The sequence below is a fragment of the Castellaniella defragrans genome (assembly GCF_014203015.1).
Classification (GTDB): domain Bacteria; phylum Pseudomonadota; class Gammaproteobacteria; order Burkholderiales; family Burkholderiaceae_B; genus Castellaniella; species Castellaniella defragrans.
This window is the reverse complement of sequence record NZ_JACHIB010000006.1, coordinates 144,852-169,560: the sequence shown is the minus strand read 5'-3', so window position 1 is coordinate 169,560 and position 24,709 is coordinate 144,852. Positions and strand designations below refer to the sequence as shown.

General features: G+C 71.2%; 18 protein-coding genes. 11 read left to right on the top strand and 7 right to left on the bottom strand.

Annotation, left to right across the window (positions count from 1 at the left end; translation table 11 throughout):
- The first annotated feature begins 11 nt into the window (after nt 1-11).
- The 9 genes from bcsB (at nt 12) to HNR28_RS06640 (ending at nt 13,686) form a co-directional block, all read left to right on the top strand.
- Entirely contained in the window at nt 12-2,381 is a 2,370-nt protein-coding gene (bcsB, locus tag HNR28_RS06680) for a cellulose biosynthesis cyclic di-GMP-binding regulatory protein BcsB (RefSeq protein ID WP_184142625.1), read from the top strand.
- The gene (gene bcsZ / locus HNR28_RS06675) at nt 2,382-3,626 is read left to right on the top strand and encodes a cellulose synthase complex periplasmic endoglucanase BcsZ (RefSeq protein WP_151025473.1); all 1,245 of its coding nucleotides are present in this window, start codon (nt 2,382-2,384) and stop codon (nt 3,624-3,626) included.
- Nucleotides 3,605-7,654 carry a cellulose biosynthesis protein BcsC gene (locus tag HNR28_RS06670; RefSeq protein ID WP_184142622.1) on the top strand — a complete coding sequence of 1,350 codons (4,050 nt, stop codon included), beginning with the start codon at nt 3,605-3,607 and terminating at the stop codon, nt 7,652-7,654. Before bcsZ ends, HNR28_RS06670 begins: the two co-directional genes overlap by 22 nt.
- A gap of 21 nt (nt 7,655-7,675) precedes the next feature.
- A complete protein-coding gene (locus HNR28_RS06665) occupies nt 7,676-8,338 on the top strand; it encodes an SGNH/GDSL hydrolase family protein (protein WP_043684155.1) in 663 nt (220 codons plus the stop codon).
- Between the two features lie 10 nt (nt 8,339-8,348).
- On the top strand, nt 8,349-9,020 hold the full coding sequence (locus HNR28_RS06660; protein ID WP_043684152.1) for an alginate O-acetyltransferase AlgF: 672 nt from the start codon (nt 8,349-8,351) through the stop codon (nt 9,018-9,020).
- A 145-nt stretch (nt 9,021-9,165) separates the two neighbouring features.
- On the top strand, nt 9,166-9,831 hold the full coding sequence (locus HNR28_RS06655; protein WP_043684151.1) for an SGNH/GDSL hydrolase family protein: 666 nt from the start codon (nt 9,166-9,168) through the stop codon (nt 9,829-9,831).
- A gap of 37 nt (nt 9,832-9,868) precedes the next feature.
- The gene (locus HNR28_RS06650) at nt 9,869-11,317 is read left to right on the top strand and encodes an MBOAT family O-acyltransferase (protein WP_043684149.1); all 1,449 of its coding nucleotides are present in this window, start codon (nt 9,869-9,871) and stop codon (nt 11,315-11,317) included.
- Between the two features lie 13 nt (nt 11,318-11,330).
- Nucleotides 11,331-12,527, top strand: a complete 1,197-nt coding sequence (locus HNR28_RS06645) for an alginate O-acetyltransferase AlgX-related protein (RefSeq protein ID WP_244978202.1) — start codon at nt 11,331-11,333, stop codon at nt 12,525-12,527.
- A gap of 274 nt (nt 12,528-12,801) precedes the next feature.
- On the top strand, nt 12,802-13,686 hold the full coding sequence (locus HNR28_RS06640; protein WP_244978211.1) for a polysaccharide biosynthesis/export family protein: 885 nt from the start codon (nt 12,802-12,804) through the stop codon (nt 13,684-13,686).
- 40 nt (nt 13,687-13,726) lie between these two features.
- Here HNR28_RS06640 and HNR28_RS06635 read toward each other — a convergent pair whose 3' ends face one another.
- From HNR28_RS06635 to HNR28_RS06610, 6 genes are all read right to left on the bottom strand, one after another.
- The gene (locus tag HNR28_RS06635) at nt 13,727-15,004 is read right to left on the bottom strand and encodes a porin family protein (protein WP_151025037.1); all 1,278 of its coding nucleotides are present in this window, start codon (nt 15,002-15,004) and stop codon (nt 13,727-13,729) included.
- Entirely contained in the window at nt 15,001-15,798 is a 798-nt protein-coding gene (locus tag HNR28_RS06630) for a WecB/TagA/CpsF family glycosyltransferase (RefSeq protein ID WP_151025036.1), read from the bottom strand. The genes HNR28_RS06635 and HNR28_RS06630 overlap by 4 nt, the downstream gene beginning before the upstream one ends.
- Nucleotides 15,799-15,860: 62 nt before the next feature.
- Nucleotides 15,861-17,027: a nucleotide sugar dehydrogenase gene (locus tag HNR28_RS06625; protein ID WP_151025039.1), complete on the bottom strand. Its 1,167-nt coding sequence runs from the start codon at nt 17,025-17,027 to the stop codon at nt 15,861-15,863.
- Nucleotides 17,027-17,965 carry a glycosyltransferase family 2 protein gene (locus HNR28_RS06620; RefSeq protein WP_043684143.1) on the bottom strand — a complete coding sequence of 313 codons (939 nt, stop codon included), beginning with the start codon at nt 17,963-17,965 and terminating at the stop codon, nt 17,027-17,029. Before HNR28_RS06620 ends, HNR28_RS06625 begins: the two co-directional genes overlap by 1 nt.
- Nucleotides 17,958-19,181 (bottom strand): GNAT family N-acetyltransferase, encoded by a 1,224-nt coding sequence (locus HNR28_RS06615; protein ID WP_151025035.1) that lies wholly within the window; start codon nt 19,179-19,181, stop codon nt 17,958-17,960. The genes HNR28_RS06620 and HNR28_RS06615 overlap by 8 nt, the downstream gene beginning before the upstream one ends.
- The gene (locus tag HNR28_RS06610) at nt 19,178-20,473 is read right to left on the bottom strand and encodes a lipopolysaccharide biosynthesis protein (protein ID WP_151025034.1); all 1,296 of its coding nucleotides are present in this window, start codon (nt 20,471-20,473) and stop codon (nt 19,178-19,180) included. Before HNR28_RS06610 ends, HNR28_RS06615 begins: the two co-directional genes overlap by 4 nt.
- Before the next feature lie 97 nt (nt 20,474-20,570).
- Between HNR28_RS06610 and HNR28_RS06605 the strand changes: the two genes are divergently transcribed.
- Nucleotides 20,571-21,512: a glycosyltransferase family 2 protein gene (locus HNR28_RS06605; protein WP_052355903.1), complete on the top strand. Its 942-nt coding sequence runs from the start codon at nt 20,571-20,573 to the stop codon at nt 21,510-21,512.
- 11 nt (nt 21,513-21,523) lie between these two features.
- Nucleotides 21,524-22,270 (top strand): polysaccharide deacetylase family protein, encoded by a 747-nt coding sequence (locus tag HNR28_RS06600; protein WP_043684139.1) that lies wholly within the window; start codon nt 21,524-21,526, stop codon nt 22,268-22,270.
- On the opposite strand, the gene HNR28_RS06595 is transcribed toward HNR28_RS06600, so the two are convergent.
- On the bottom strand, nt 22,221-24,704 hold the full coding sequence (locus HNR28_RS06595) for a capsular biosynthesis protein (protein WP_151024847.1): 2,484 nt from the start codon (nt 24,702-24,704) through the stop codon (nt 22,221-22,223). The two genes, HNR28_RS06600 and HNR28_RS06595, sit on opposite strands and share 50 nt — an antisense overlap.
- Between the last annotated feature and the right edge of the window lie 5 nt (nt 24,705-24,709).

The window sequence follows — 24,709 nt, the reverse complement described above, 5'->3', positions numbered from 1 at the left end:
GAGGGCATCTGATGAAAAAGTCTACTTGGTCCATGCAATCCCGCTGGCTGTGGGCGCCGATGCTGATGCTGGCGCTGGCCTCGGGGAGCGTACAGGCACAGGGCTCGACTTCGGGCGCTCCCGCGGGCGCGCCGGCGCAGGAACGGCCGGCGGACGACGGCGGCGTGGCGCCCGCGGACGCCGCCGTGCCGCCGGCCGCCGACGCTGGACTGCTGCCCGAGGCGCCCGCCGCCGCGCCCGACTATCAGTACAAGCTCTCGCTGGAGCAGCTGGGCGCCCGGTTCCCGCTCAATCTGCGCGGAGTGGACGGCAGCGACGACGTGCCCTTCAGCATCCGCGCCGACGAACTGGTGACGGCGGCCCGCCTGAACCTCACCTACGCCTATTCGCCGGCGCTGCTCAGCGACCTTTCGCACATCAACGTCCTGGTGAACAACCAGGTGGCCTACAGCATTCCCGTACCCAAGGACACGGCGGGCCGCAGCCTGCTGCGGTCGATCGACCTGCCGCCGCGCCTGATCACCGAATTCAACCACCTGCGCCTGCAGCTGATCGGGCACTACACCCTGGACTGCGAGGATCCGCTGCATTCCAGCCTGTGGGCCAACGTCAGCAACCAGAGCCAGCTGGAGCTGGCCGTGCAGCGCCTGTCCCTGCCCGAGGACCTGTCGATCCTGCCGCTGCCCTTCTATGACCGCCGCGACACCCGCCGGCTCGTCCTGCCCTTCGTCTTCGCCAGCGGGCGCGACGCCGCCGTGCTGCGCTCGGCGGGCATGGTGGCCTCCTGGTTCGGCGCGCTGGCCGAATACCGCGGCGCGGAATTCCCGGCGTCCTTCGACCTGCGCTATCCCGACAAGGGCAACGCCGTCGTCTTCGTGAAGGGCCAGGCCGCCGGCATGGCGGGCCTGGACAAGCTCACCGGCCCGACGGTGGCCGTGGCCACCAATCCCAACGACGCCAACGGCCGGCTGCTGGTGGTCGCCGGCCGCTCCGACGAGGAACTCGTGCAGGCGGCCCAGGCGCTGGTGACGGGCAGCAAGGCCCTGGTCGGCCGCCAGGCGGTGATCACGCAGCTCGACCCGCTGGCCGCGCGCAAGCCCTACGATGCGCCGCGCTGGATTCCGTCCGACCGGCCGGTGAAGTTCGGCGAGATCCTGTCCGGCGCCGACCTGGACGTCGCGGGCTACGACAGCGCGCCGGTCCGCCTGCCCCTGCGGGTGGCGCCGGACCTGTTCGGCTGGCACGAGGGGCCGGTGCCCATCGACCTGCGCTACCGCTACACGCCGCAGACCGGCTCGGTCAATTCCTCGCTGCTGATCAGCGCGCGCGACCAGTTCCTCAAGTCCTATCCCCTGCTGTCGATCGACCAGCTGGCGGACAAGAGCGTGGCCGATACGCTGGGCGAGGGCGAGATGCTGCCCGTCGAGGTCCGGACCACCGTTCCCCTGGCCCGCCTGGTGGCGAAGTCCGAGCTTGAATTCAAGTTCATGTACGACTACATCAAGGAAGGCCAGTGCCGCGACATCATCATCGACAACGTCCGCGGCCGCATCGAGCCCGAGTCGTCGCTCGACCTGTCGCAATATCCGCACTTCATGCCGATGCCGAATCTGGCGGCCTTCAGCGGCAGCGGCTTCCCCTACACCCGCATGGCCGACCTGTCCGAGACCGCCGTGGTGCTGGCGGACCGGCCGACCGAGGCCGACGTCGGCACCTACCTGGTGCTGATGGGCCGCTTCGGCGAGTCCACCGGCCTGCCGGGCACCGGCGTCCAGGTGGCGTTCGGCGCCGCAGGCCTGCAGCAGGCCGACAAGGACATCGTGGTCATCGCCTCGGGCCAGCAGGCCTGGCTGGAGGGCTGGGTCAAGTCCATGCCCGCCCTGGTGGCGGGGCAGGGCAAGCACGCCGACACCTCGGACCGGGTCTACAAATCGCACCTGTGGCCCACGCCCGATCCGCGCGAAAGCCAGGATGCGCCGCGCACCGACCTGGCGTATTCCAGCGAGGGAGTCGAGACGATCTTCGCCGGCTTTGAATCCCCCGTCACCTCGGGCCGCAGCGTGGTCCTGATCGCCAGCAGCGCGCCCGAAGGGCAGGCCTACGCCGTCAGCGCGCTGCTCGACGAGTCCGATTACGAGCAGGGCCTCAGCGGCAGCCTGGCGGCCGTGGACGCGCACAAGATCAGCCCCCTGGTGAACCAGTACACCTATTCCGTCGGCGAGCTGGGCTGGTGGCGGCGGATCGAATGGACGCTGGCCCGGTACTGGAACGGCCTGCCCGCCTTCGGCCGGATCTGGGACTGGGTGGGCGTGCTGCTGCTGGTGATCCTGGCGCTGGCCCTCTGGCGGATGATGCGCCGCCGTCCGGCGGCGGCGGACTGAATGCGGCCCGCACCGTCCCTGGCGCACGCATGGCGCGGCGCGGCCCGGCAGGCCTGGGTGCTGCGCGCCTGCCTGGCCTGCTGCGTCTGCCTGATGCTGGCGCCGGCGGCGGTGCGCGCGCAAGGAGACTGCATGGCCGACTGGCCGTTGTGGCAGCAGTTCAAGGAGCACTTCGTCGAGCCCGACGGGCGCGTGCTCAACGCGCGCGCGGGCAAGCAGCAGAGCACCTCCGAGGGCCAGTCCTACGCCATGTTCTTCGCCCTGGTGGCCGGCGACCGGAAGACCTTCGACCAGCTCTGGCGCTGGACGGTCGACAACCTGGCGCATGGCCAGGCGGAGCGCCGCCTGCCCGCCTGGATCTGGGGGCAGGACCCGGACAGCAAGGCCTGGGGCGTGATGGATGCCAATTCGGCGGCCGACGCCGATCTCTGGTTCGTCTACGCCCTGCTGGAGGCCGGGCGGCTGTGGGACGATCCCGCATACGTCCGCCAGGCGCAGGCGCTGCTGGTGCTGATCCAGGCGCAAGAGGTGTCCGAACTGCCCGACCTGGGCACCATGCTGCTGCCCGGCCGCGAGTTCTTCTATACGCCCGAGCAGGGCACCTGGCGGCTGAACCCGAGCTATCTGCCCGTTTTCCTGCTGCGCCGGCTGCAGCAGGCATCGCCGCGCGGCCCCTGGGACCGGATCGCCGACAATACGCTGCGCATGCTGCGGGACGTCGCGCCGCACGGCCTGGCGCCCGACTGGACGGTCTATCGCTATGCCGACCAGGCGGCCGGCTTCGTCCCCGATGCCCAGAGCGGCGCCACCGGCAGCTACGACGCCATCCGCGTGTATCTCTGGGCCGGGATGACCGCGGCGCAGGACCCGCTGCGCGACGCACTGCTGGCCGCGCTGGGCGGCATGGCGCGGATCGTGGGCGCCGCGCCGCAGGGCGAGCCCCCCGAGTCCGTCGATGCCCGGACCGGCGAGGCGCGCGGCGCGGGGCCGTTCGGCTTTTCCGCCGCCCTGGTGCCGTACTTCGATGCGCTGGGCCTGGCGCCGCTGCGGGAGGCGCAGCAGGCCCGCGCGCGGGCGCTGCTGCCCCAGGCCGTGCAGGCCGGGGCCCTGCAGGATTTTCTGCCTTACTACGATTTCATGCTCAGCCTGTTCGGCCTGGGCTGGTCCGAAGGGCGTTTCCAATTTGGGCCTGATGGCCGCCTATCCGTTTCGTGGGAGAAAGCATGTTCCGGTACAAGCAAATAGCGCTGGGCGGCCTGTGCGCCGTGTTGCTGAGCCAGCCTGTCTGGGCGGAGGACGCGGTGCAGGCGCTGATCGAACAGGGCCATTACTGGCAGGGCAGGCAGAACGACGACCGCGCCGCCGAGGTCTGGAACAAGCTGCTGCTCATCAGCCCGGGCAATCCCCAGGCGCTCGACGGACTCGCGCGGGTGGCCCTGAACCAGAAACGGCTGGCCGAGGCGAAGAAATACCTGCAGCAGCTCAAGGCCTCCTACCCGAACGACCCCGCCACGGCCCTGCTCGAACAGGACGTCGGCCTGCACGAGGCCAGCAAGGCGGCCCTGCTGAACCAGGCGCGCCAGTTCGCCGCCGCGGGCCAGTTCGACCAGGCGGCGGCCACCTACAGGAAGATCTTCGCCGGGCGCGCGCCGCTGGGGGCCCTGGGGCGTGAATACTACATGTACCTGGGATACACCGACGGCGGCCTGCCCGAGGCCATCGCCGGCCTGCAGCGGCTGGCGGCCCAGCATCCCGACGACGCGCAGATCAAGCTGATCCTGGGCCGCCACCTGGCGCGCAACGAGGCCACCCGGGTCCAGGGCATCCAGCAGCTCGCGGCGCTGTCCGGACGCAGCGACGTCGGCAGCCAGGCCACCGAAAGCTGGCGCGACGCCCTGATCTGGATGGGCCCCCCGGGACCGCAGTACCGGGCCGTGTTCGAGCAGTATCTGGCCAAGCATCCGGACGACACCGAGATCCGCGACCAGCTCGCGCAGGGCGGCAAGGTCCAGGCGCAGTCCCAGGCGCGGGAGCGCGCCCAGGCGCAGGCGCAGGACCGGGCGCAGGCCCAGGCCCAGGCACGCGCGGCGGCCGCGGCGGCGCGCGCCAGCGCCCTGAGCAGCCAGGTGGCGCAGGCGGCCAAGCTCGTCGACCAGGGCGAACTGGCGCAGGCCGAGGCGCAGCTGAAGGCCATCCTGGACAGGAATCCCAACGACAACCAGGCCCTGGGCGCCATGGGGATCCTGCGGATGCGCCAGGGCGAATGGACCCAGGCCCGCCAGTACCTGCAGCGGGCGCGCCGCGGCGGCAAGGCCTGGCAGGGCGCCCTGGACGCGGCCGATTACTGGGCCGACATCGAACGCGCCGGCTCCCTGCAGCAGGCCGGCAAGCTGGCCGAGGCGCAGCAGGTGCTGGAAAAGGCCGCCAAGCGCCAGCCCCGGGAAACGGCGGCCACGGTGAAGCTGGCCGACATCCTGTTCGAGCAGGGCAAGACCGAGGCGGCGCGGGCGGCCTATCAGCGGGTGCTCGGGCAGCATCCCGACGACCCCGGCGCCCTGGCCGGCATGGCCCAGGTGGCGCGGGCCTCGGGCGACGTCCGCGCCGCCCGGCAGTCGCTGGAGGACGCCCTGGCGAAGAATCCCGACGACCCCTGGCTGCGCTATCAGCTGGCCCAGATCTACCAGGACGCGGGGCGCGACAAGGACGCCCGCAAGCTGGTCGACGGCCTGCTGGCGATCCATCCCGACGATCCCCAGGCGCTTTACGCCAGCGCGATGCTGGCCCAGCAGCAGGGCCGCCCGGATGCGGCGCGCGAGGCCCTGGCCCGCATCCCCCAGGGACGGCGCACGGCGCCCATGCGCGCCTTTGCCGCCGACCTCGAACGCAATGCCCTGGTGCAGCAGGCCGGGCAGCTGGCGCGGCAGGGGCGCAAGGCCGAGGCCGTCGCCCTGCTCGATCGGGTGCGCGGCCAGACCCGGCCCGACGACGTGCAGACGCTGGGCGCCCTGGCGCGCGGATATGCCGACGTCGGCGAACTGGGCCGGGGCCTGGACCTGCTGCGCCCCCTGCGCGACCAGGGGGGCAGCCGGGGCATGGACGCCACGCTGGTCTACGCGGAACTGCTGCTGCGTTCCGACCAGACCATCGAGGCGGGCGCCATCCTGCGCCAGGCCGCCCGCCAGCCGCTCAGCGGCGCCCAGCGCCAGGCGCTCGAGGACCTGTCCGACAGCTACCGCATCCACGAAGCCGATTCCCTGCGGGAAAGCGGCGATCTCGTGGCCGCCTACGACATGATCGCGCCGGTGCTCAAGCGCAAGCCCAAGGACCCTGTGGCCGTGGGCGCGCTGGCGCGCATGTACGCCGCCGCGGGCAAGGGGGACCAGGCCCTCGAACTGTACGAAAACCTGCTCCAGACCGATCCCGACAATGCCGCGCTGCACCTGGGGACCGCCCAGGTCGCCCAGCAGCTGCGCAACGAACGGCGCGCCGCCCGCGAGGCGGGGATCGCCGTGTCGCTGGCGCCGAACGACATCGACATCCTGACCAGCGCCGCCCGCGTCTACCGCGCCCAGGGCAAGACTTCGGAAGCCCAGGACCTGCTCGAAAAGGCGGTGGCCCTGGAAAGCAGCCGGCCGGTCGCGGTGGCGGCCGCGCCCGGCTCCGAGACCCTGGTGCGTTCCGACAATCCTTTCGTGGGCCTGCCGGGCCAGCGCATGGCCCCGGTCCGCCCGGTGGCGGTGCCGCTGGCGCAGGAAACCCTGGCGGCCGACCTGCCGCCGGCCGACGCCTCGCTGCCCGGCGCGCCGGCCGAGGTCCTGGCGGTCGATGTGCCCGCGGCGCCCGCCCTGCCCGGCGCGGCCGGCGGGTATCCGGCCGGCGCCGCGGCCCGGCAGGCGGCGCTGCCGCCGGCCTCGCCCGCGCCGGCCTACGCCGCCGCGGCCCCTGCCTACGCCGCCGCTGCGGTGCCGGCCGACCCGGCGCCGGCCTTCGCCGGCGGCGCCGCCGCGGCGCGGTCCGCCAATCCCTTCGATACGGCTGCGTCCGCGCGCGGCATGACGGCGGCGGCCCGCGAGCTCGACGAGGTCCGCCAGGAACGCAGCCCCGAGATCCGCGCCGGGGTCGAGTTCCGCAACCGCGAGGGCGATTCCGGCACCAGCCAGCTGGTCGAGGCGCAGACGCCCATCGAGGTGCGCATGCCGGCGGGCAACGGCAAGATCGCCGTCCAGGTCACGCCCACGGTGATCAGCACGGGTTCGCTGGGCTCGGCGGGCTATGCCCTGGGCACCTTCGGCGGCGGGCCGCTGTCCATGGTGGCCAGCTCCGCCGTGCCCGACACGGGCCGCCAGACCGGGGTCGGCCTGGCGCTGGGCTACGAGACGCGCGGCATGAAGTTCGACGCCGGCGTCACGCCCCTGGGATTCAAGGAGCAGAATTTCGTGGGCGGGGCGCTGTTCGACGGGGTGCTCGACGATGCCGGCACGGTCACCTACCGGCTCGACGTGTCGCGCCGCGCCGTCACGGACAGCGTCCTGTCGTTCGCCGGCATGGAGGATTCGCGCCTGGGCCTGAAGTGGGGCGGCGTCACGGCAAGCGGGGCCCGGTTCACGCTCAGCAAGGACTTCGGCGGCGGCGGGATCTACGGCAATGCCGCCTGGCACAGCCTGCGGGGGCACAACGTGGCTTCCAACCAGCGCAAGGAATTCAACCTCGGCACCTATTTCCGCCTGATCGACGAGCCCGACGCCCAGCTGCTGGCCGGCCTGAACCTGAACGCCACGTTCTACGACAAGGACCTGAGCTACTTCACCTACGGCCACGGCGGCTACTTCAGCCCGAAGCATTACTACTCCGTCGGCCTGCCGATCACCTGGGCGCAGCGCAACGGCCCGCTCAGCTGGCGCATCGACGGCTCCGTCGGGGTGCAGCGCATCAAGCAGGGCGACGCGCCGCTCTTCCCGAACGACGGCGGCATGCAGAACGCGGCCCTGGCCGCCATCGCGGCGCTCGAACGGCCGGAGCTGTCGGGCGTGAGCGGCGGCTACTACCCGGGCTCCAGCAAGACCGGCGTGGGCTACAACCTGAGCGCGGCGGCCGAATACCGCATGGCGCCGCAGTGGGTGCTGGGCGCGCGCCTGGGGGCCGACAACGCCAGCGACTACCGCCAGTGGTCCGGCGGCCTGTACCTGCGCTATTTCTTCTACCCGCAGTCGGGCCTGATGTCGCTGCCCGTCGAGCCCTACCGTTCGCCTTTCAGCCAGGCCTATGGCCGATAAGGACATCCGGGAGACCTTTCTATGCTGACTTCCCTGCTGGCGGGCCTGTCCATCCTCGTCATCGGCGACAGCCACCTGACCGCGCGCAACTACCTCATCGAATCCCTGCACATGGACCTGGTCCGGCAGGGCGCCCGGGTGCACAGCTTCGGGGTCTGCGGCGCCGATGCCGCCGACTGGCTCAAGGCCACGCCCGGCACCTGCGGCGGCGCCGAACGGCGCGATGCGGGCCCGGTCGCCCTGCTGGGCAGCGGGGCCGCCACGGTGCCGGTGACGCAGCTGCTGTCCCGCGACAAGCCCGACCTGCTGGTGATCGTCATGGGCGACACCATGGCGGGCTACGGCAAGGACGTCTTTCCCAAGGCCTGGATCTGGCAGCAGGTCACCTCCCTGACCAAGGCGGTCGGCCAGTCGGGCACGGCCTGCGTCTGGGTCGGGCCGGCCTGGGGCACCGAAGGCGGCAAGTTCCACAAGACCTTCGCGCGCGTGGAACAGATGTCGGCCTTCCTGAAACACAACGTGGCGCCTTGCGCCTACATCGATTCCCTGGGCTTTTCCAAGCCCGGGGCCTGGGCCACCACCGATGGCCAGCACTTCACCGAAGCGGGGTACCGGCAGTGGGGCGACGCCATCGCCAAGGCGCTGGCCCAGTCACCCGCCGTCCAGGCATTGCGTAAAAAATGAAGCCATCCACATGAAGAAATTCCTCCTGCCCATCGCGCTGGCCGCCGGCCTGGCGCTGGCCGCGCCGGCGGGCGCGGTCGACATCCCGCTGTACCCCACCGGCCCGGCCCAGGACGCGGCCTTTCTGCGCTTTGCCGACGGCCTGGACGAGGCCCTGCGGGTGACGGCCTCCGATTCGGCATCGGCGCTCGAACTGGACGCGCAGCGGCGCGTCAGCGACTACCAGATGGTGCCGGGGGGCACCGAGCTCAGCGGCACGCTGACGGCGGGCGGCGAGCATGCCCCGGTCAGGCTCACGCTGGCGCCCGGCGAATTCGTCACCGTGGTCGGCGTGCGCGACCAGGGCGGGCTCGCACCGCTGCTGCTGCGCGAGACCCCCGAGGACTTCAGCGCCGTCAAGGCCTCGGTCGCGTTCTACAACCGCAATGCCCGGTGCCAGCCCGCCAGCGTGCGGGTGGCGGGGCGCCAGGTGGACCTGTTCCAGGACGTGGCCGCCGGCGGCCAGGCCCGCCGCCAGGTCAATCCGGTGGCGCTGCGCGTCCAGCTGCTGTGTGCGGGCCAGCCCGCCGGCGGCCCGCTCGACCTGGGCGTGCTGGAGGCGGGCGAACGCTACACCCTGTTTCTGGTCCCCGGCGATCCGGCGCATCGCTTCTTTCAGGTGAAGGATGCCGTGGCCCATTGATTCCCGAACGATTCCTGATCGATTCCCCATTGATTTCCGATCGATCCCCGCTTGCTTCCCGGTGGATTCCCGCTCGATCCCCGATCGATGCGCAGTTGATTCCCCATTGATTCCCAGTTGATCCTCCCTTCCTGGAACCTTGACGATGGCAGTGACCGCAGCCCTGGCCGGCTTGAGCTTTCTGATCATTGGCGAAAGCCACATGCTCTACAAATTTCCCGATTTCCTGCATCAGGACCTGTATGCCCAGGGAGCCGCCCACGTGCATACGATCGGCGCCTGCGGCGCCAGCGCGGGCGACTGGATCAAGCCGCGCACGGTCGATTGCGGCGCCGAGAAGAAGGACAAGGAGCCGACCAAGGCCTACGGCCCCACCATGCGCACGCAGCCGATCCGGCAGCTGCTCGACGCCGACAAGCCCGACGTGATCGTGGTCATCATCGGCGACACCATGGGCTCCTACGCCAACGAGCTCTTCCCCAAGGCCTGGGCCTGGCAAAGCATCACCAGCCTGACCAAGGCCATCGCCGCGAGCAAGACGACCTGCGTCTGGGTCGGCCCCGCCTGGGGACAGCCCGGCGGCAAGTACGACAAGAAGAACGACCGGGTCGAGCGGGCCGTGCAGTTCCTGTCGCGCAACGTGGCGCCCTGCACCTACGTGAACTCGCTCGATTTCGCCAAGCCGGGGCAGTGGCGCACCTTCGACGGCCAGCACTTCAAGGACGAAGGCTACGAGGCCTGGAGCAAGGCCATCGTCGGCGCGATCGGGGCGCTGCCGTCGATCCGCCAGCTGGAACAGCGCAAAAAATGAGGCCGGCCCCCGGCGGCGCGTGTCGAGGAGTGCCGGCATGATCTTCTCCTCCTTCGAGTTCCTGTCGCTGTTCCTGCCCGCCTTTCTGCTCGTCTATGCCCTGGCGCCGGCCGGCTGGCGCAACGGCGTCCTGCTGCTGGCGAGCTGGATCTTCTACGGCTGGTGGAGCCCCACCTTCCTGCTGCTGCTGATCGCCCTGACCATCGTCACCTGGCTGGGCGGCCTGGCGCTCGACGCCCTGCCGCACGGCGCGCCGGCGGCCGGCGGCCCGCGGGGCGGGCTCCTGGCCCGGCACGGCCGCGTCTGGCTGCTGGCGGCGCTGATCGTGCTCAACGCCTCGATCCTGTTCTGGTTCAAGTACATCAACATCCTGGTCCAGACCTACAACGGCCTGGCCCCGCTGGCCGGCGCCATGCCGGTCCAGTGGCAGCGCGTGGCCCTGCCCATCGGGCTGTCCTTCATCATCCTGCAGGCGATTTCCTACCTGGTGGACGTCTACCGCGGCCTGTGCCGCCCGGCGCGCAGCTTCATCCGGCTGGGGGCCTACAAGGCCATGTTCGGCCAGCTGATCGCGGGCCCCATCGTCCGCTACGTCTGGGTCGAGCACGAGCTGGTCTCGCGCCCCTTCTCCTGGGAGAATTTTTCCGCCGGCGCGCGCAAGTTCATGGTCGGCCTGTGCATGAAGGTGCTCATCGCCGACACGCTCTCGCCCCTGGTGGGCGCGGCCTTCGCCCTGCCCGAGCCCACCTTCGCCGACGCCTGGCTGGGCTGCCTCGCCTATTCCCTGCAGCTGTTCTTCGATTTCGCGGGCTACAGCGCCATGGCCATCGGCCTGGGCCAGATGCAGGGCTTCCGCATCCCGGAAAACTTCAACCATCCCTACCTGGCGACCAGCATCCAGGATTTCTGGCGGCGCTGGCACATCTCCCTGTCCACCTGGATCCGCGACTACCTGTACATCCCCCTGGGCGGCAACCGCAAGGGGCCCGTGCGCACCTACGTCAACCTGCTGATCACCATGGCCATCGCCGGGATGTGGCATGGCAGCGACAGCTGGAATTTCCTGCTCTGGGGCCTGGCCCACGGCGTGGCGCTGGCGCTGGCGCGCGCCTGGCGGGCCTGGCGGCTGCCGGCCGTGCCGGTGCTGCTGTCGCGCTGCCTGACCCTGCTGTTCGTCTGGCTCGCCTGGACCATCTTCCGCGCGCCCGATTTCGACACCGCCCTGCTCATGTACCGCGCCCAGCTGGGCCTGAGCGGCTGGGCGCTGGGCGACGCCCTGCGGGTCGATTTCCAGGCGTCCCACCTGGTCGGGCTGCTGCTGGGCCTGGCCTGCGTCGTCCTGCCCCATTACCGGGACCGCATCCGCGGCCGCCTGCCGGCCGGAGTGCTGGCATTCATCGACCTGTGGCCGGTGGCGGGCTTCCTGCTGGCCTTTGCGCTGGTGGCGAGCCGCGACGCGGTTCCCTTCCTGTATTTCCAGTTCTGAGCGGGAGAGCGACATGAACGCACCGGCACCGGATCGAGACCCGCTTGGCGGCTACCTGTACGCGGAAAAGCCGCCCCGCCTGGCGCGCCAGGCGGCCGGGGCGGTCTTTCTGGCCGTGCTCGTGCTGGCGGCCCTTTCGGCCCTGCGCGACTGGGGCGACGGCCGGATCGCCGTGCCGCCCGCCCAGCGGACCTTCGAGCGCTTCGCCGACGGCGGCACGGCGCAGTACCTGGCGGGGCAGCTCGCGCGCGGTGCCTTTCCCACCGCCCTGGCCGATGCCGAACGGGGCGCCGGCTGGCTGCTGACCGGCAGTCTGGGGCCCCGGGTGCGGCAGGGCTGCCCCGGCTGGCTGTTCCTGGTCGACGAACTGGCCGTGCATCCGCACGCCCGGGCCGACGCGGCCGCGCGCCTCGACGCGGTCGCGCGGGTGCGCGACCGTCTGAGCCGCCAGGGGATCGGGCTGCTGGTGGCCGTCGTGCCCGACAAGAGCCGGGTCGAGCGGGCGCAGCTGTGCGATCTGTACCGGCCCGTGTCCAGCGCCGGGCGGCTCGACGACTGGATGGCCGGCCTGCGGCAGCGGCAGGTGCCGCTGGTCGATCTCTTCCCGGTGCTCGACCAGGCCGCCCGCGCGGGGCAGCCGCCGTTCCTGCGTACCGACACCCACTGGTCCGAGCACGGCGCCCGCCTGGCGGCCGAGGCCGTGGCCCAGGCCGTGCGCCGCACCGGCGTGGCGGCGGCCCCGCCGCGCCATTTCACGCTGAGCGCTGGGCCGGAGCACGAGCGCGAAGGCGATCTCGTCCGCCTGGCGGGCATCGACTGGCTGCCGGCGCGCTGGAAGCCGGCCCCCGACCGGGTCCGGACGACCACGTTGACCGCGGCCGCCGAGCCCTCGGCCAGCGCCGATTCGGCCGACGACCTGTTCGGCGACGCCGGCAATCCGACCCTGGCGCTGCTGGGCACCTCGTTCTCGCGGACGTCCAATTTCACGCCGTTCCTCGAAAACGGCCTGCAGGCCGTCGTGCCCAGCTTCGCGCGCGACGGCGGCGATTTCTGGGGGTCCGCGCAGCAGTATTTCGCCAGCCCGTCGTTTCGCCAGACGCCGCCGAAACTGGTGATCTGGGAAATCCCCGAACGGGTGCTGCAAATGCCCGTGGCGCCCGCGGAGCGGGCCTGGATGGAGGATCCGGTCCCGCGCGGACCCGGCGGATGACCGGGCCCCGTCCCGCGCAGGCCGGAAGGGCCGTGCGCCTGCGCGCCGGTGCGGGAGCGATCCGGCCCGGCCGCGGGCCGCGTGCGGCCGGGGCCGCCGTGGCGCATGTCTTATAATTTCGGATTGCGCGCGTCTTCCCGGCCGGAGGCTTGCGGCCGCGCGCCCGCGCGGACACTTTCGCGCACGGGGTGGGGCTTCGATGCCTGCCGGAGACGCCGGATCTGATCCAGGGTCGCCTCGCCGACCCGCACTGGCGGAGAATCACGTGTTGCCGATGCATGGGGCGTTGCGGAAGTTCCTGGGCCTGTTCCTGTCCATGGCGTGCTGGGGCGCATTCGCCCAGGCCGTGGTGCCGCCCGCGACGGTGCAGGCGCCGCCCGCCCTGACGCAGGCCGCGACCGTCGCCGCGCCGCTCAACGGCGCCGCCGTGAGCACCATCGGCCCGGGCGACGTGCTGCAGCTGCTGGTCTACGGCCAGCCCGACCTCACCTCCCGCATCACCGTCACGCAGGACGGCGAGATCACGGTGCCCTTCCTGGGCGTGCTGCGGGTGGACGGCCAGTCGCCTTCCGCCGTCGCCCGCCGCATCGAAAAAGGCCTGCGCGACGGCGGCTTCCTGCGCGATCCCCAGGTCTCCATCGAGGTGGCCCAGGTCCGCAGCCGGGTGGTATCGGTGCTGGGGCAGGTCGAGCGTGCCGGGCGCTACGCCATCGAGGGGCACCTGTCGCTGCTCGAATTGCTGGCGCAGGCCGGCGGGCTCAGGAACGACGCGGCGGAAACCCTGGTGGTCATGCGCCAGCCGGCCGCCCCCGGCGCCGAGCGCCAGCGGATCGAGGTGGCGCTGGGCAGCCGCACGGTGCCGTCCCCCGCGGTGCAGGATCTCCAGCTCCAGCCCGGCGACGTGGTGTACGTGCCGCTGGCGCCGCGTTTCTTCGTCTACGGCGAAGTCGGCCATCCCGGCGCCTATCCCATGGAAAAGGACATGAACGTCATGCGCGCCGTTTCCCTGGCGGGGGGGCTCAACCCGCGGGCCTCGGACAGCCGCATCTCCATCAGCCGCAACGACGAAAAGTCCGGCAAACTGGATACTTTCAAGGTGGACATGGGCGACCCGGTGCTGCCGGGCGACGTGATCCACGTGGACGAGCGCTGGTTCTGAATGAACGCCGGCGCTCCGGACGGGTGCCAAGGAACGGGCCCTAAGGGCAGAGCTCGGATTCCACGTAGGTCCAGCGGCATTCGGCGGGGCTGAACATCCGCTCCACCTCGGGGTTGCCGCTGCCGGTGGTGAGATTGATGCCGAAGCGCACCACGTTCTGCCGATAGCGGTTCCAGGGGGCGTCGCTGTCCAGGTCGACGCGAAAGCCGTCCAGGCTCAGGCTGAGGTTCGGATTCACCTGCCAGCTCAGGCGCGAGCCGTACTGCGTGCGATGGTTCAGGACATCGTTGCCCGTCAGGCTCTTGTCGTTCTGCCGCTCGTAGTCGGCCAGCAGGCTCAGGCTCGTCTTCACGGTGGGCCGCCAGCGGACGCTCAGGCCGATCCCGCGCCGGATCGAATACAGGATGTCGGGATCCTGGTCGTCGCTGTACGGGTGCTGCCATGTCTTCAGGTGCAGGTAGGTCTTGGGCGAGTATTGCCAGGTGACCTGGGCATCCAGCGTCAGCAGGCGGGTATTGCGCTCGGGATAATGGGCGTAGTCGCGCTGCAGCAGGCCCAGGCGGGCGTACACGCCCGTCTTGACGCTGTACTGCCAGTTGGTCTCGGCGTACAGTTCGCGGTCCCGGTACTCGTCGTCCAGGCCGCTGCGCTCCAGCTGGTAGCGCAGGGGATAGCGGGTGTCCGCCTGCCGGAAGCCGAGGGCGGCGGTGGTGCCGGTCGTCCGCTGGTAGCGGGCCGAAATTTCCCAGCCGCGCGTATTCCGGTCGAAGAGCGTCCGGTTGCCCGTCGTTTCGTAGCGTGCCTTCTGGTCGAAGACGCGCAGCACCGGCAGGGTCAGGTCTTCCGACGGCCGCAGGCCGATTTCCGCGTCCAGGCCGCGGTCGTCCACCGTATCGCTGTCGGGCCAGATGCGGTTGGCGTCGTAGCGCGTGCGCCGGTATTGGTAGCCCAGCCGGCCCGCCAGCAGCCGGCCGGCGCGCCAGTGCAGGGCCGCGTTCAGCATCCGCGGCTGGTAGTCCAGCCGGGGCTGGTCGGTGAAGCGGGCGTCGCCCGTGACGCCCGCGATATCCAGGCGGGTGTCGTCCGACAGCAGCGGGATGCGGGCCGCCAGCCCGATGGTGTTGACCAGGGTGGCGCCCGATCCCGCCTGCGGGCCGTTGCTGGCGAGCTTGGCGGGGTTGCTGTTGGTCTGGACGCTGCTTTGCGCGCGCAGGGTGTAGTCCAGGGCCTTGGGAAAGAGGACCTGGGCGGGTGCGGACGGCGAGCACGCCAGCAGCAGGAGCAGGGCGGGGAGACGGCGCACGCCCGCCGGGCTCATGGGTCCCTCCGGCCGGCGCGCAGGCGGCGCCACTGCCGCCAGCAGATCACCAGGAAATAGGGGTCGTCGATCAGGTAGCGGCGCCACAGGCGGGCCGGGTCGGAGAGCAGGCGCCAGAGCCATTCCAGGCCCAGGCGGCGCATCCAGAGGGGCGCGCGCGATTTCAGGCCCAGGGCGAATTCCATGGCCGCGCCCACGCACAGCAGCACGCCGCCCGGCAGGTTGGGGGCGTGATGCAGGGCCCATTGTTCCTGCTTGGGCAGGCCCAGGCAGACGAAGACCAGGTGGGGCGCGCGTTCGCGCACCTGGCGGGCGATCCCCCGGCCTTCCTCGCCCAGCGGGTCGAAGCCCATGGAGGGGCTGACGATGCGGATGTCGAGCCCGGGGAAATGCCGCTGGAAGCCGCCGGCCAGCGCATCCTCGGCACCGGGCTGGCCGCCGATCAGCATGACGCGCCAGCGTTCCGCGGCCGCCTGGCGGCACAGGGCCGGAAACAGATCCGCGCCGGTGACCCGCTCGGGCAGCGGCTGCCCCAGCAGGCGGCTGGCCCAGACCAGGGGCATGCCGTCGGCGAAGATGAAGTCGGCCCGGGCGTAGTCCCGCTTGAATCCGGGCCGCCGTTCGAGCTTGACGATGTGGTCCGTGTTGGGGGTGACGACGACCCGCGCCGCGCCGGCGTCCAGCCGGCGGCAGGCCTGGGCGATCGCCTGGACGGCCTCGTCGAAGCGCACCGCCATGATCTCCAGGCCGAAGATCGGCCGGGTGGGGATTGCGGGTCGGGAGTCGCGCGGCATGGGCATTCGGGAGGGGGGTGGACGTGCGGGCCCATCTTAGCATTGGCGCCCGGCGCGCCGGCTCAGTCGCTGCCGAAGAGGTCGCGGGAATAGATCCGCTCGGCGGCGTCGCGGATTTCCGCCGTGATGCGGTTGGCGACGATCACGTCGCTTTCGGCCTTGAAGGCCTGCAGGTCGCGGATCACGCGCGAGCCGTAGAAGGTGTCTTCCTCCAGCGTGGGTTCGTAGACGATGACCTCGATGCCCTTGCCCTTGAGGCGCTTCATGACCCCCTGGACCGCCGAGGCGCGGAAGTTGTCCGAGCCGCTCTTCATGACCAGGCGGTAGATGCCGGCCACTTTCGGCTTGCGCGCGAGGATGGATTCGGCGATGAAATCCTTGCGCGTCCGGTTGGCGTCGACGATGGCCTGGATCAGGTTGCTGGGCACTTCGCTGTAGTTGGCCAGCAGCTGCTTGGTGTCCTTGGGCAGGCAGTAGCCGCCATAGCCGAACGAGGGATTGTTGTAGTGGCTGCCGATGCGCGGGTCGAGGCAGACCCCGTCGATGATCTGGCGGGTGTCCAGCCCGAAGGTCTGGGCATAGCTGTCCAGTTCGTTGAAATAGGCCACCCGCATGGCGAGGTAGGTGTTGGCGAACAGCTTGATGGCTTCGGCCTCGGTCGAGTCCGTCAGCAGCACGGGGATGTCCTGGCGGATCGCGCCCTGCTGCAGCAGCCCGGCGAACCGGCGCGCCCGGTCGGAGCGCTCGCCCACGATGATGCGCGAGGGGTGCAGGTTGTCGTAGAGGGCCCGGCCTTCGCGCAGGAACTCGGGCGAGAAGATCAGGCGGTCGGTGCCCAGGGCGCGGCGGGTGCGGGCGGTGAAGCCGACCGGCACGGTGGACTTGATCACCATCACGGCCTGCGGGTTGATCGCCATCACGTCCCGGATGACCGCTTCGACGCTGCCGGTGTCGAAGCGGCTGGTGCGCGGATCGTAGTCGGTGGGCGTGGCGATGAGGACGAAGTCGGCGTCCCGGTAGGCGGCCTGCCTGTCCAGCGTCGCGCTCAGGTCCAGCGGGCGCTCGCTCAGGTAGGCCTCGATCTCGGGGTCGTGCAGGGGCGAGCGGCGGGCGTTGATGCTCTCGACCCGGTCCGCGCGGATGTCCAGGGCCACGACCCGGTGGTGCTGGGCGAGCAGGATGGCGTTCGAGAGCCCCACGTAGCCGGTGCCGGCGATGGCGATTTTCATCATGTCCTTGGTCGGTATTCCTGATAGTGCAGCCCCACGGCTGCGCCGAGTTTGCCGCATTGCGCGCTGGCCAGCCGCAGGTAGTGGATGGCCCGGACGGGGTTCCAGGGCCAGCAGCCCAGGGCCAGGACCAGGGCCACCGGCAGCTGCAGCGCCGCGCGCCCCAGCAGCCAGGCCAGCCGCAGCGGCTTGCGCCAGCCCGGCGTGGTCAGCGCGCTGACGCGGATGAAGCTCTGGCCGCCGCGATAGGCGCGTTTCAGCAGCCAGCGCAGCGTGGCCCGGCCCGGCTCGACCGGCTCGTGGACCACGGCCTCGTCGCACCACAGGAAGCGGGCCCGCCGGTCGAGCAGGCGGCAGAAGAGCAGGGTGTCGCTCCCCCCGGTGAGGCCGAAGGCGGGATCGAAGGGGCCGGGCTCCTGCAGCAGCAGGCTGCGGCGCAGCAGCACGTTGCCGCTGCGGACGTCGGTCCGGGGGACGAGGGCGCCGGTGGGCAGGCGGCGGCGCTCGAAGTAGCGGCCTTCGATGATCCAGGCGGGCGTCGCGTCCGGATACACCGGCACGACCGGCCCGAAGACCCCGTCGGCGGCCTGCGCCTGCGCCAGTTCGATCAGGTGCTGCAGCCATCCGGCCACCGGGGTCTCGTCGTCGTCGATGATGGCGATCCAGTCGCCCGACGCCTGGCGGATGGCGGTGTTGCGCGCCAGGGAGATGTTCGGTTCGGGGCAGTGGGCGGCCACCAGCGGCACGGGGCAGGACGCCGCATGCCGTTCGAGGACGGGCGCGGCCGAGCGGCCGGGGTCGTTGTCCACCACGATGATCTCCCGCACCCGCCGCAGGGCGGTCTGGCGGTACAGCGCGTGCAGCAGGGCGTCGATCCGGGCGGGGCGGCGGAAAGTGCAGATGCACAGGCTGATGTCCGCCGCGCGTGGGTCAGTCATGGGGGCCTCCGGGGCGCTGGATGTGTCTGAGCTGCTCGATCTGCTCGATCTGCTTGAACCGCCTGAGCTGCCTGAGCCGCCGGATGCCGCGGCGCAGCCAGCGGATGTTGCGGGCCGCCTCCTTCAGGCGGCCGGCGCACAGAAAGAGATGCCCCTTGAACGTGCGGGCCTGGCGCCAGCGGTACAGGGGCAGGCTGTCGCCGGCCCAGGCTTTCTTGTAGGCTTCTTCGCCCACGGTCAGGTCGAAGACCTCGAAGCCCTGCCCGATGGCCCATTCGATCTGGGCCTGCAGCAGCAGGCGGCCGGGGGAATAGCGGGCCAGCTCGCCGCCGGTGTAGCCGGGCAGGATCCAGTAATAGCGGCCCCGGAACGCCAGTCCCCAGTGCGTGGCGACCAGCGCCCGGCCGGCCCGCAGGCTGCACAGGCTCACCAGGCCGCCGGCCAGCTCGTCGCGCGTCAGGGTGCCGTAGAAAGCCCGGTAGGCGGGGTCGGCGAACAGGTCGCGGCTGCCGGTTTCGCGCCAGCGGCGGGATTTCTGCCGGAACAGTTCGGCCAGGACGGCATCGGCGGCATCGGGCGCGTGCGCCGGCGTGTGGCTGCAGGCGCCCTGGTCCTGCAGCCTGCGCATGTTGCGCCGGTTGTCGGCCAGCATCTTCCTGGAGCGCTGCGCCCGGTACGCTTCGGCGCTGGCGGGCAGCCGGGCCAGCCAGGCGTTTTCCACGTGCTCGGCGCCCGCCAGGGCGGCCATCGGATTGGGCCGCCCGTCGAATCCGGCCGGCATGCGCTCCAGCAGCACCACGTCGGCCTCGGCGATCAGGGCCAGGCATTCGCGCCACAGGCCGGCGAAGGCGCCGGCCGGGACGCCCGCGATCCAGTCGCGCGCCAGCAGGGGCATGCGATAGTCGGACACCACGTCGCCCAGGAAGGCCAGCACCCGCAGGCCGCCGCGGCGGTAGAGCCCCAGGGGAAAGAGTCCCAGCACCCGTCCGTCGGCGTCGCGCAGCAGGAGGATGCGGGGCCGCACGCCCTGGGCCTCGCCGATGCAGTCCTGCCAGGCGCGGTTCCAGGCCCAGGTCTGGAATGCGGAGCAGTCGCATCGGGGCAGCAGGGCCCGCCAGGCGGACTCCAGGGGCGCCAGATCCGCGTGCAGCGCGATCCGCAGCCCGGGCAGGCTGCGCGAGGCCGTGTCGCGGAGAGGGGACGGATCGGGATTCATGACCGGTTCTGGTACCAATACCTGCCCCACGTCATGGCCAGGCTGAAGAGTTCGACGGCGATCAGCGCGATGATGGCGCCGGGCAGGCCATGGCGGTCCACGGCCACCTTGAGGGCGACGAAGATGGCGATGAAGCTGAGGATGGATTCGATCAGCATGTAGCCGTACGCATCCTGGCCCATCAGCGCCATGGTGCCGACCCACCGGGCCGTGTAGACGACGAAGTATAGGCCCCACCACAGCAGCAGTGGCTGCACCGTGTCGTACTTGCCGGCCAGCACATGCACCTGCAGCCAGGGGAACAGCCCTTGCAGCAGGGCGATGTAGAGCAGCGCCAGCGCGACGAGCGCGGCCACCGAACGCAGCAGCAGGCGGTGGATGCGCCCCGCGTCCGGCTGGGCGAGCAGCTGGCCGATGCGGGGCCGGGCGACGCGGGACCAGGCGACCACGCACAGGGAAATGGGCATCAGCAGCAGGCGCGAGGCCGTCAGTTCGGCGGGCGCCTGCGGCCCCAGCCACAGGGCCGCCAGGTACAGGTAGCTGTAGTTGACCCCCCAGGCCAGCCCGGCGCCCGGGACGCCCAGGCGGCCGCGTTTCCAGGCCTGGCCGACGGTCTCGGCGTAATCCGCCCGGGCGGGGCGGGACCGCCCGATCCATGCGCCGCCCCGCCCGGGCGGGGCCGGGGCGCGGGCCGGCCCGGGGGCGAGGACGTCCGCCAGGACATGGGCCAGGACGTTGGCCAGGGCGAAGACCAGGAACAGGGCTTCGAGGCCGAGCCGGTCGAAGCGGGCCAGCAGCAGGGTGCCCAGCAGGACGCAGGCGGCGTAGAGCAGGTCGATGCGCAGCACCCGGACCGGCTTGAAATCCAGGAAGGCCACGCTGCGGGCGTATTCGCGCAGCGCATTGGCCTTGACGAACAGGCCGAAGGCCAGGCCCAGCAGCAGCGGGTGGGCCTGGTCCGCGGCCGCGGCCGACCACCCGGCGCACAGCGCGCCCAGGATCACGGCCAGCCCGGTGCTGATGCGCCCCTGGTAGCGGCCCATGTTCTCGATCAGGCCGCCCAGCCGCGCGCCCGAGCGCCCCGAGGCCAGGTTGACCATGGGATTGGACACCAGTGCTTCGAGCATGCTGGTGGCGAACAGCCCCGCGGCGAAGATCTGCGAGTACACGCCGTAGGCGTCCTTGCTGACCAGGCGGATGAGGATCAGGCCCAGCGCGAGGTTCAGGGCGCTGAGGCAGGCCTGGTCGAGCATGGACAGGGCGGCTTGGCCCAGCAGGCGGGGAGGCGGCACATGGAGTTCCTGGAATGTTGTAGGATGATTTTAATTGTGTCCGCGCTCTTCGGCCGGACGAAGCCCGCCACCCCGGAAATCCCAAGCCCGCGCCTCCATGCCTGCCGATTCGCACGTCCTGCATCCCATCACCCGTACCCCCGCAGAAAACCCGCTCGTCATCCCCCTGGTGGTCATCTCGCCGGTGCGCGACGAGTCGCGCTACCTGCGCCATACGCTCGATTCCATGGTGGCGCAGACCTGGCGGCCGATGGAATGGATCCTGGTCGACGACGGCTCCAGCGACGCCACGCCCGACATCGTGCGCGAATACGCGGAAAAGCATCCCTTCATCCGCCTGGTGGTCCGCAACGACCGGGGGTTCCGCAAGCTGGGCGGCGGCGTCGTGGCCGCCTTCGATTTCGGCAAGGAACGGATCCGGCGCCAGGACTACGAATACATCGCCAAGCTCGATGGCGACATGTCCTTCGGCCCGCGCTACCTGGAAATCATGATCGGGCGGCTGCAGTCCGATCCGAAGCTGGCGGCGGTGTCCGGCAAGGTCTACCACGAATCCGGCGGGCGTTTCGTCAAGGAACGGCACATCGAAGAACAGGTGGCCGGCCAGTTCAAGCTCTACAGGCGCACGGCTTTCGAGGCCATCGGCGGCTTCGTGCAGCACCTGGCCTGGGACGGCATCGACGTGCACCAGGCCCGCCTGCTGGGCTGGAAGACCCTCAGTTTCCTGCACCCCGACGCCTGGCTCTGGCACCACCGCATCATGGGTTCCTCGGACCGCAATCTGTACGTGGGCCGGCTGCGCTGGGGGCGGGGCAACTGGTACATGGGCTACCACCCGCTGTACGCCCTGGCCACGGGGCTCAACCGCATGCGCGAAAAGCCGTACGTCATCGGCGGCCTGCTGATGATCGCCGGCTACGCCTATGCCGCCCTGCGCGGCCTGCCCCAGTTCGAGGACGCCCATTTCCGCCGCGAGCTGAAAAAGTGGCAGCTGGCCCGGCTGGCCCGGGTGCTGCGGCTGGGCGGCGGGGCGCGCTAGGGCCGGCCGCCATGGGCAGCCCGCCGCTCGAACGCCTCGGCCGCCTGGCCGCCCGCCACGGCCTGCGGCGCTGGCTGCCGCTCGCGCCGGAGGCGGCGGTGGTCAGCGTCACCTTCGACGACATCCTGGGATCCGCCGCCCGCACGGGCGCCCGCATCCTCGAAGACCACGGCGGCCGGGGCACCTTCTATGCGGCCGGTTCGCTGACCGGGGGCCAGGAGGATGGGCGGGCCGCCCATACGCTCGATGCCTTGCTCTCCCTGCAGGCGGCCGGCCACGAGATCGGCAGCCACGGCTGGGCGCACCAGGCCTATGCCCGCGCCCCGGCCGGCCGGATCCGCGACGATCTCGACCGCAACCTGGCCTACCTGCGCCGGCACCTGGGGCCGCGGGCGGGCGAACACTTCGCCTACCCCTTCGGGCGCTACGGCCTGCGGTCCAAGCGGCTGGTGGCGGCGCGCCACGCGTCGGCCCGCATCCTGGGCGGCGGCCTGCACCAGGGGCGCGCCGACCTGAACCTGCTGGGATGCCACCGCTTCTATGGCGAGGGCCGGCAGCCGGCCGCCTGGCGGGGCTGGCTGGACGCCCTGGCGCCGGGCGGATGGCTGCTGCTCAACACCCACGAGGTCGAGCCGGACTGCGGCCCCTACGGCTGCCGGCCCGGCGAGCTGGACGCGTTCGTGGCCGCCGCGTGCCGGCGCGGCTGCCTCATCCTGCCGGTGGGCGAGGCGATCGCGTACTGGCGGGCGCGGGCCTGAGCCCCGGCGCGATCTCGATCTCGTACCAGGGGCTGGCGGTGCGCGCCGTGGCCTGCAGGCGGACCCAGGTGAACCCGCCCGAGGCGTCGGCCCGATAGGCCTCGGGGGGCAGCGCCGCCCGGCGCGCGCCGGTCCCGTCCAGGGGATGGATGCGGATGTCGCCGGTGGGCAGCGGGATGCCCAGCTCGACGTCGCTGCGCGCCAGCCAGGCCGGGGCGCGGGTGCCGAGCTGGCCCGAAGGCCCCTTGGACAGCGGCCCGGGCTCCAGGGTCAGCCAGCCGGACTTGCCCGGATACGGAATGAGCGCGGTGGGGCGCGGCGGCATCGAGCCCGGCTGCGTGCCGCGGGTGGCGCTGCCCAGGCTGAGCAGGATGTGTTGCGACCGTTCCAGGCCGGCCGCGTCCAGCGGAGTTGCCAGGACCTGGACGGGCTGGTTCTTCGGGCCGCCGGCCAGGCGCAGCCCGAAGAACCGGCCGGACAGGCTTTCTCCGGGCTCCAGCAGGCCGAACACGCCCCAGATCTGGTCGGTGTCCAGGATGACCCGCTCGCGCGCCGCGTCATGGCGCACCGAGCCGTCGGGGGTGGCGTCCGCGGCCGCATCGGCCAGGGCGGGTTGCGGCGCGTCGCCGGCGGCGGGATCCTGCAGGATCTTTTCCGCGATCTGGCGGCTCCAGGCCAGCCGGGGGGTGGCCCCGTAGCGGGCTTCGAGGTCGGCCGCCAGGGTGCCCGAATTGATGGTGCCGCGGCGCGCCAGCGCCAGCCGCCGGGCATGGGTCAGCGGCAGGACGGCCTGCCCGGCCAGGGGCTCGATCAGGGTTTGGCGGAAGAGGCGGGCGCTCTGGCCCATCAGCGCGTACTGCCCCCAGTTGCCGCTCAGGGAAAAATACCAGGGCGCGCGGCGCGGCTGCGGCTCGTCGGCATAGTCGAAGAAGAACAGGCCGTCCCAATCCTGCAGGGTGGCCACGGTGGCCATCAGCGGCGGGATTTCGCCGCCGCGCGGCGCGGGGAACGAGTGGTTGTATTCGCTGATGACGAAGGGCTTGCCGGCTTCACGCCGCAGCGACAGCGCCAGCAGGTTCCCGATGCCCGCGCCTGCGGTGGACGTGTCGGGAATGCGCCAGTCCTCGGACTGCCAGGAATTGCCGTTGGCATAGCTGGGATGGCCGATATAGATGTGATCGTCCAGGTAATCCATGGCGGCCTGGGAATCGAAGTTCAGCACGCCGCCGTAGCTCATCTGCGTGCCCGTGACCGGGACGGGCGCCTGCGCGGCCGCCTGCACGGTCTGGCGCATCCGCTCGAAGTAGCGGCGGTCCATCTGGGTCAGGAATTCCAGGAAGTCCTGGGCGTAGCGGCCGTCCGGGTCGGGTTCCGCCGAGTCGCCGCGCGCCCGCGGCAGCCATTGTTCCAGGCCGCGCTCCAGCCGGTTGCCGAGCCGCTGCATCAGGGAGGGGCTGGCCGCATGGGCGCCGAACAGGGAGGCCGCGGGCAAGGCCGCGACGTCGGGGTCGCCGCAGCGGTCCCAGGCCCGGCAGGCGGCCTCCAGGGAGCCGTAGCGCCGTCCGATCCAGGCTTCCCATTGCGCGCGCAGGATGCCGCGGTAGGCCTGGGGGATGGTTCTCGGCCAGTCATTTCCGTGCCAGATGTCGCTTTGCCAGGCGCTGAGCAGCGAGGATTCGTTGTTGATTTCCACCAGCGCCAGCGCCGGATTGCCGGCCAGACCGAGCGACTGGATCAGCGTCGTGGCGTAGCGGGCCTGCAGTTCGATCAGCCGGGGCTCATAGACGTAAATGGGCGTGTCGACGTCGGCGAGCTGGCTCCGGCCCTCGTCCAGCGGGGGCAGGCCGTCGATGGCGGGCCGGAAGCGGTAGCCGGCGCGCAGATTGAGGTCGATGTAGAGGCCTTCCTTCGACAGCGCCTGGATGAAGGTGCGCAGGCGTTCCACGGCCCGGGGATCGAAGCTGGGGTAGGGCCCGGTCGTGAGGATCCCCTTGGGCTCGGCATCGGCGCTTGCCTGCGGGTCGTTCAGGTGGAAGTCGAGGTGGTGCAGGCGCACGGCATTGAAGCCCAGCGCGCGCAGCCGGCGGGCCAGGGCCGGGGCTTCGGCGGCCGAGGGGAAGTTGGCGGCGAAGCTCAGATTGATGCCGAACAGGCGGACGCGGACGTCGTCTCCGGTGTCCGGCACGCCGTCCGGCCCCACGGCGTAGAAATGGCCCTGCTTGACGAAGAGCCGGTCCTGCGGGCCGAGCGGGTGGTTCAGCGCCGTCTGCGCCGGTGGGCCGGCCAGGCGGTCTTCGTCGATGGCGAAGGGGTAGAAGTCCGTGCCGTCCGATGCCTGGGTGAACGCGGCCGGGGGCTCGTCCGCCTGCGCGGCCGGGACGAAGGGCAAGAGCCAGGCCAGCAGGCAGCAGGCCAGTACGGAGCGTGGGTTCATGGTCG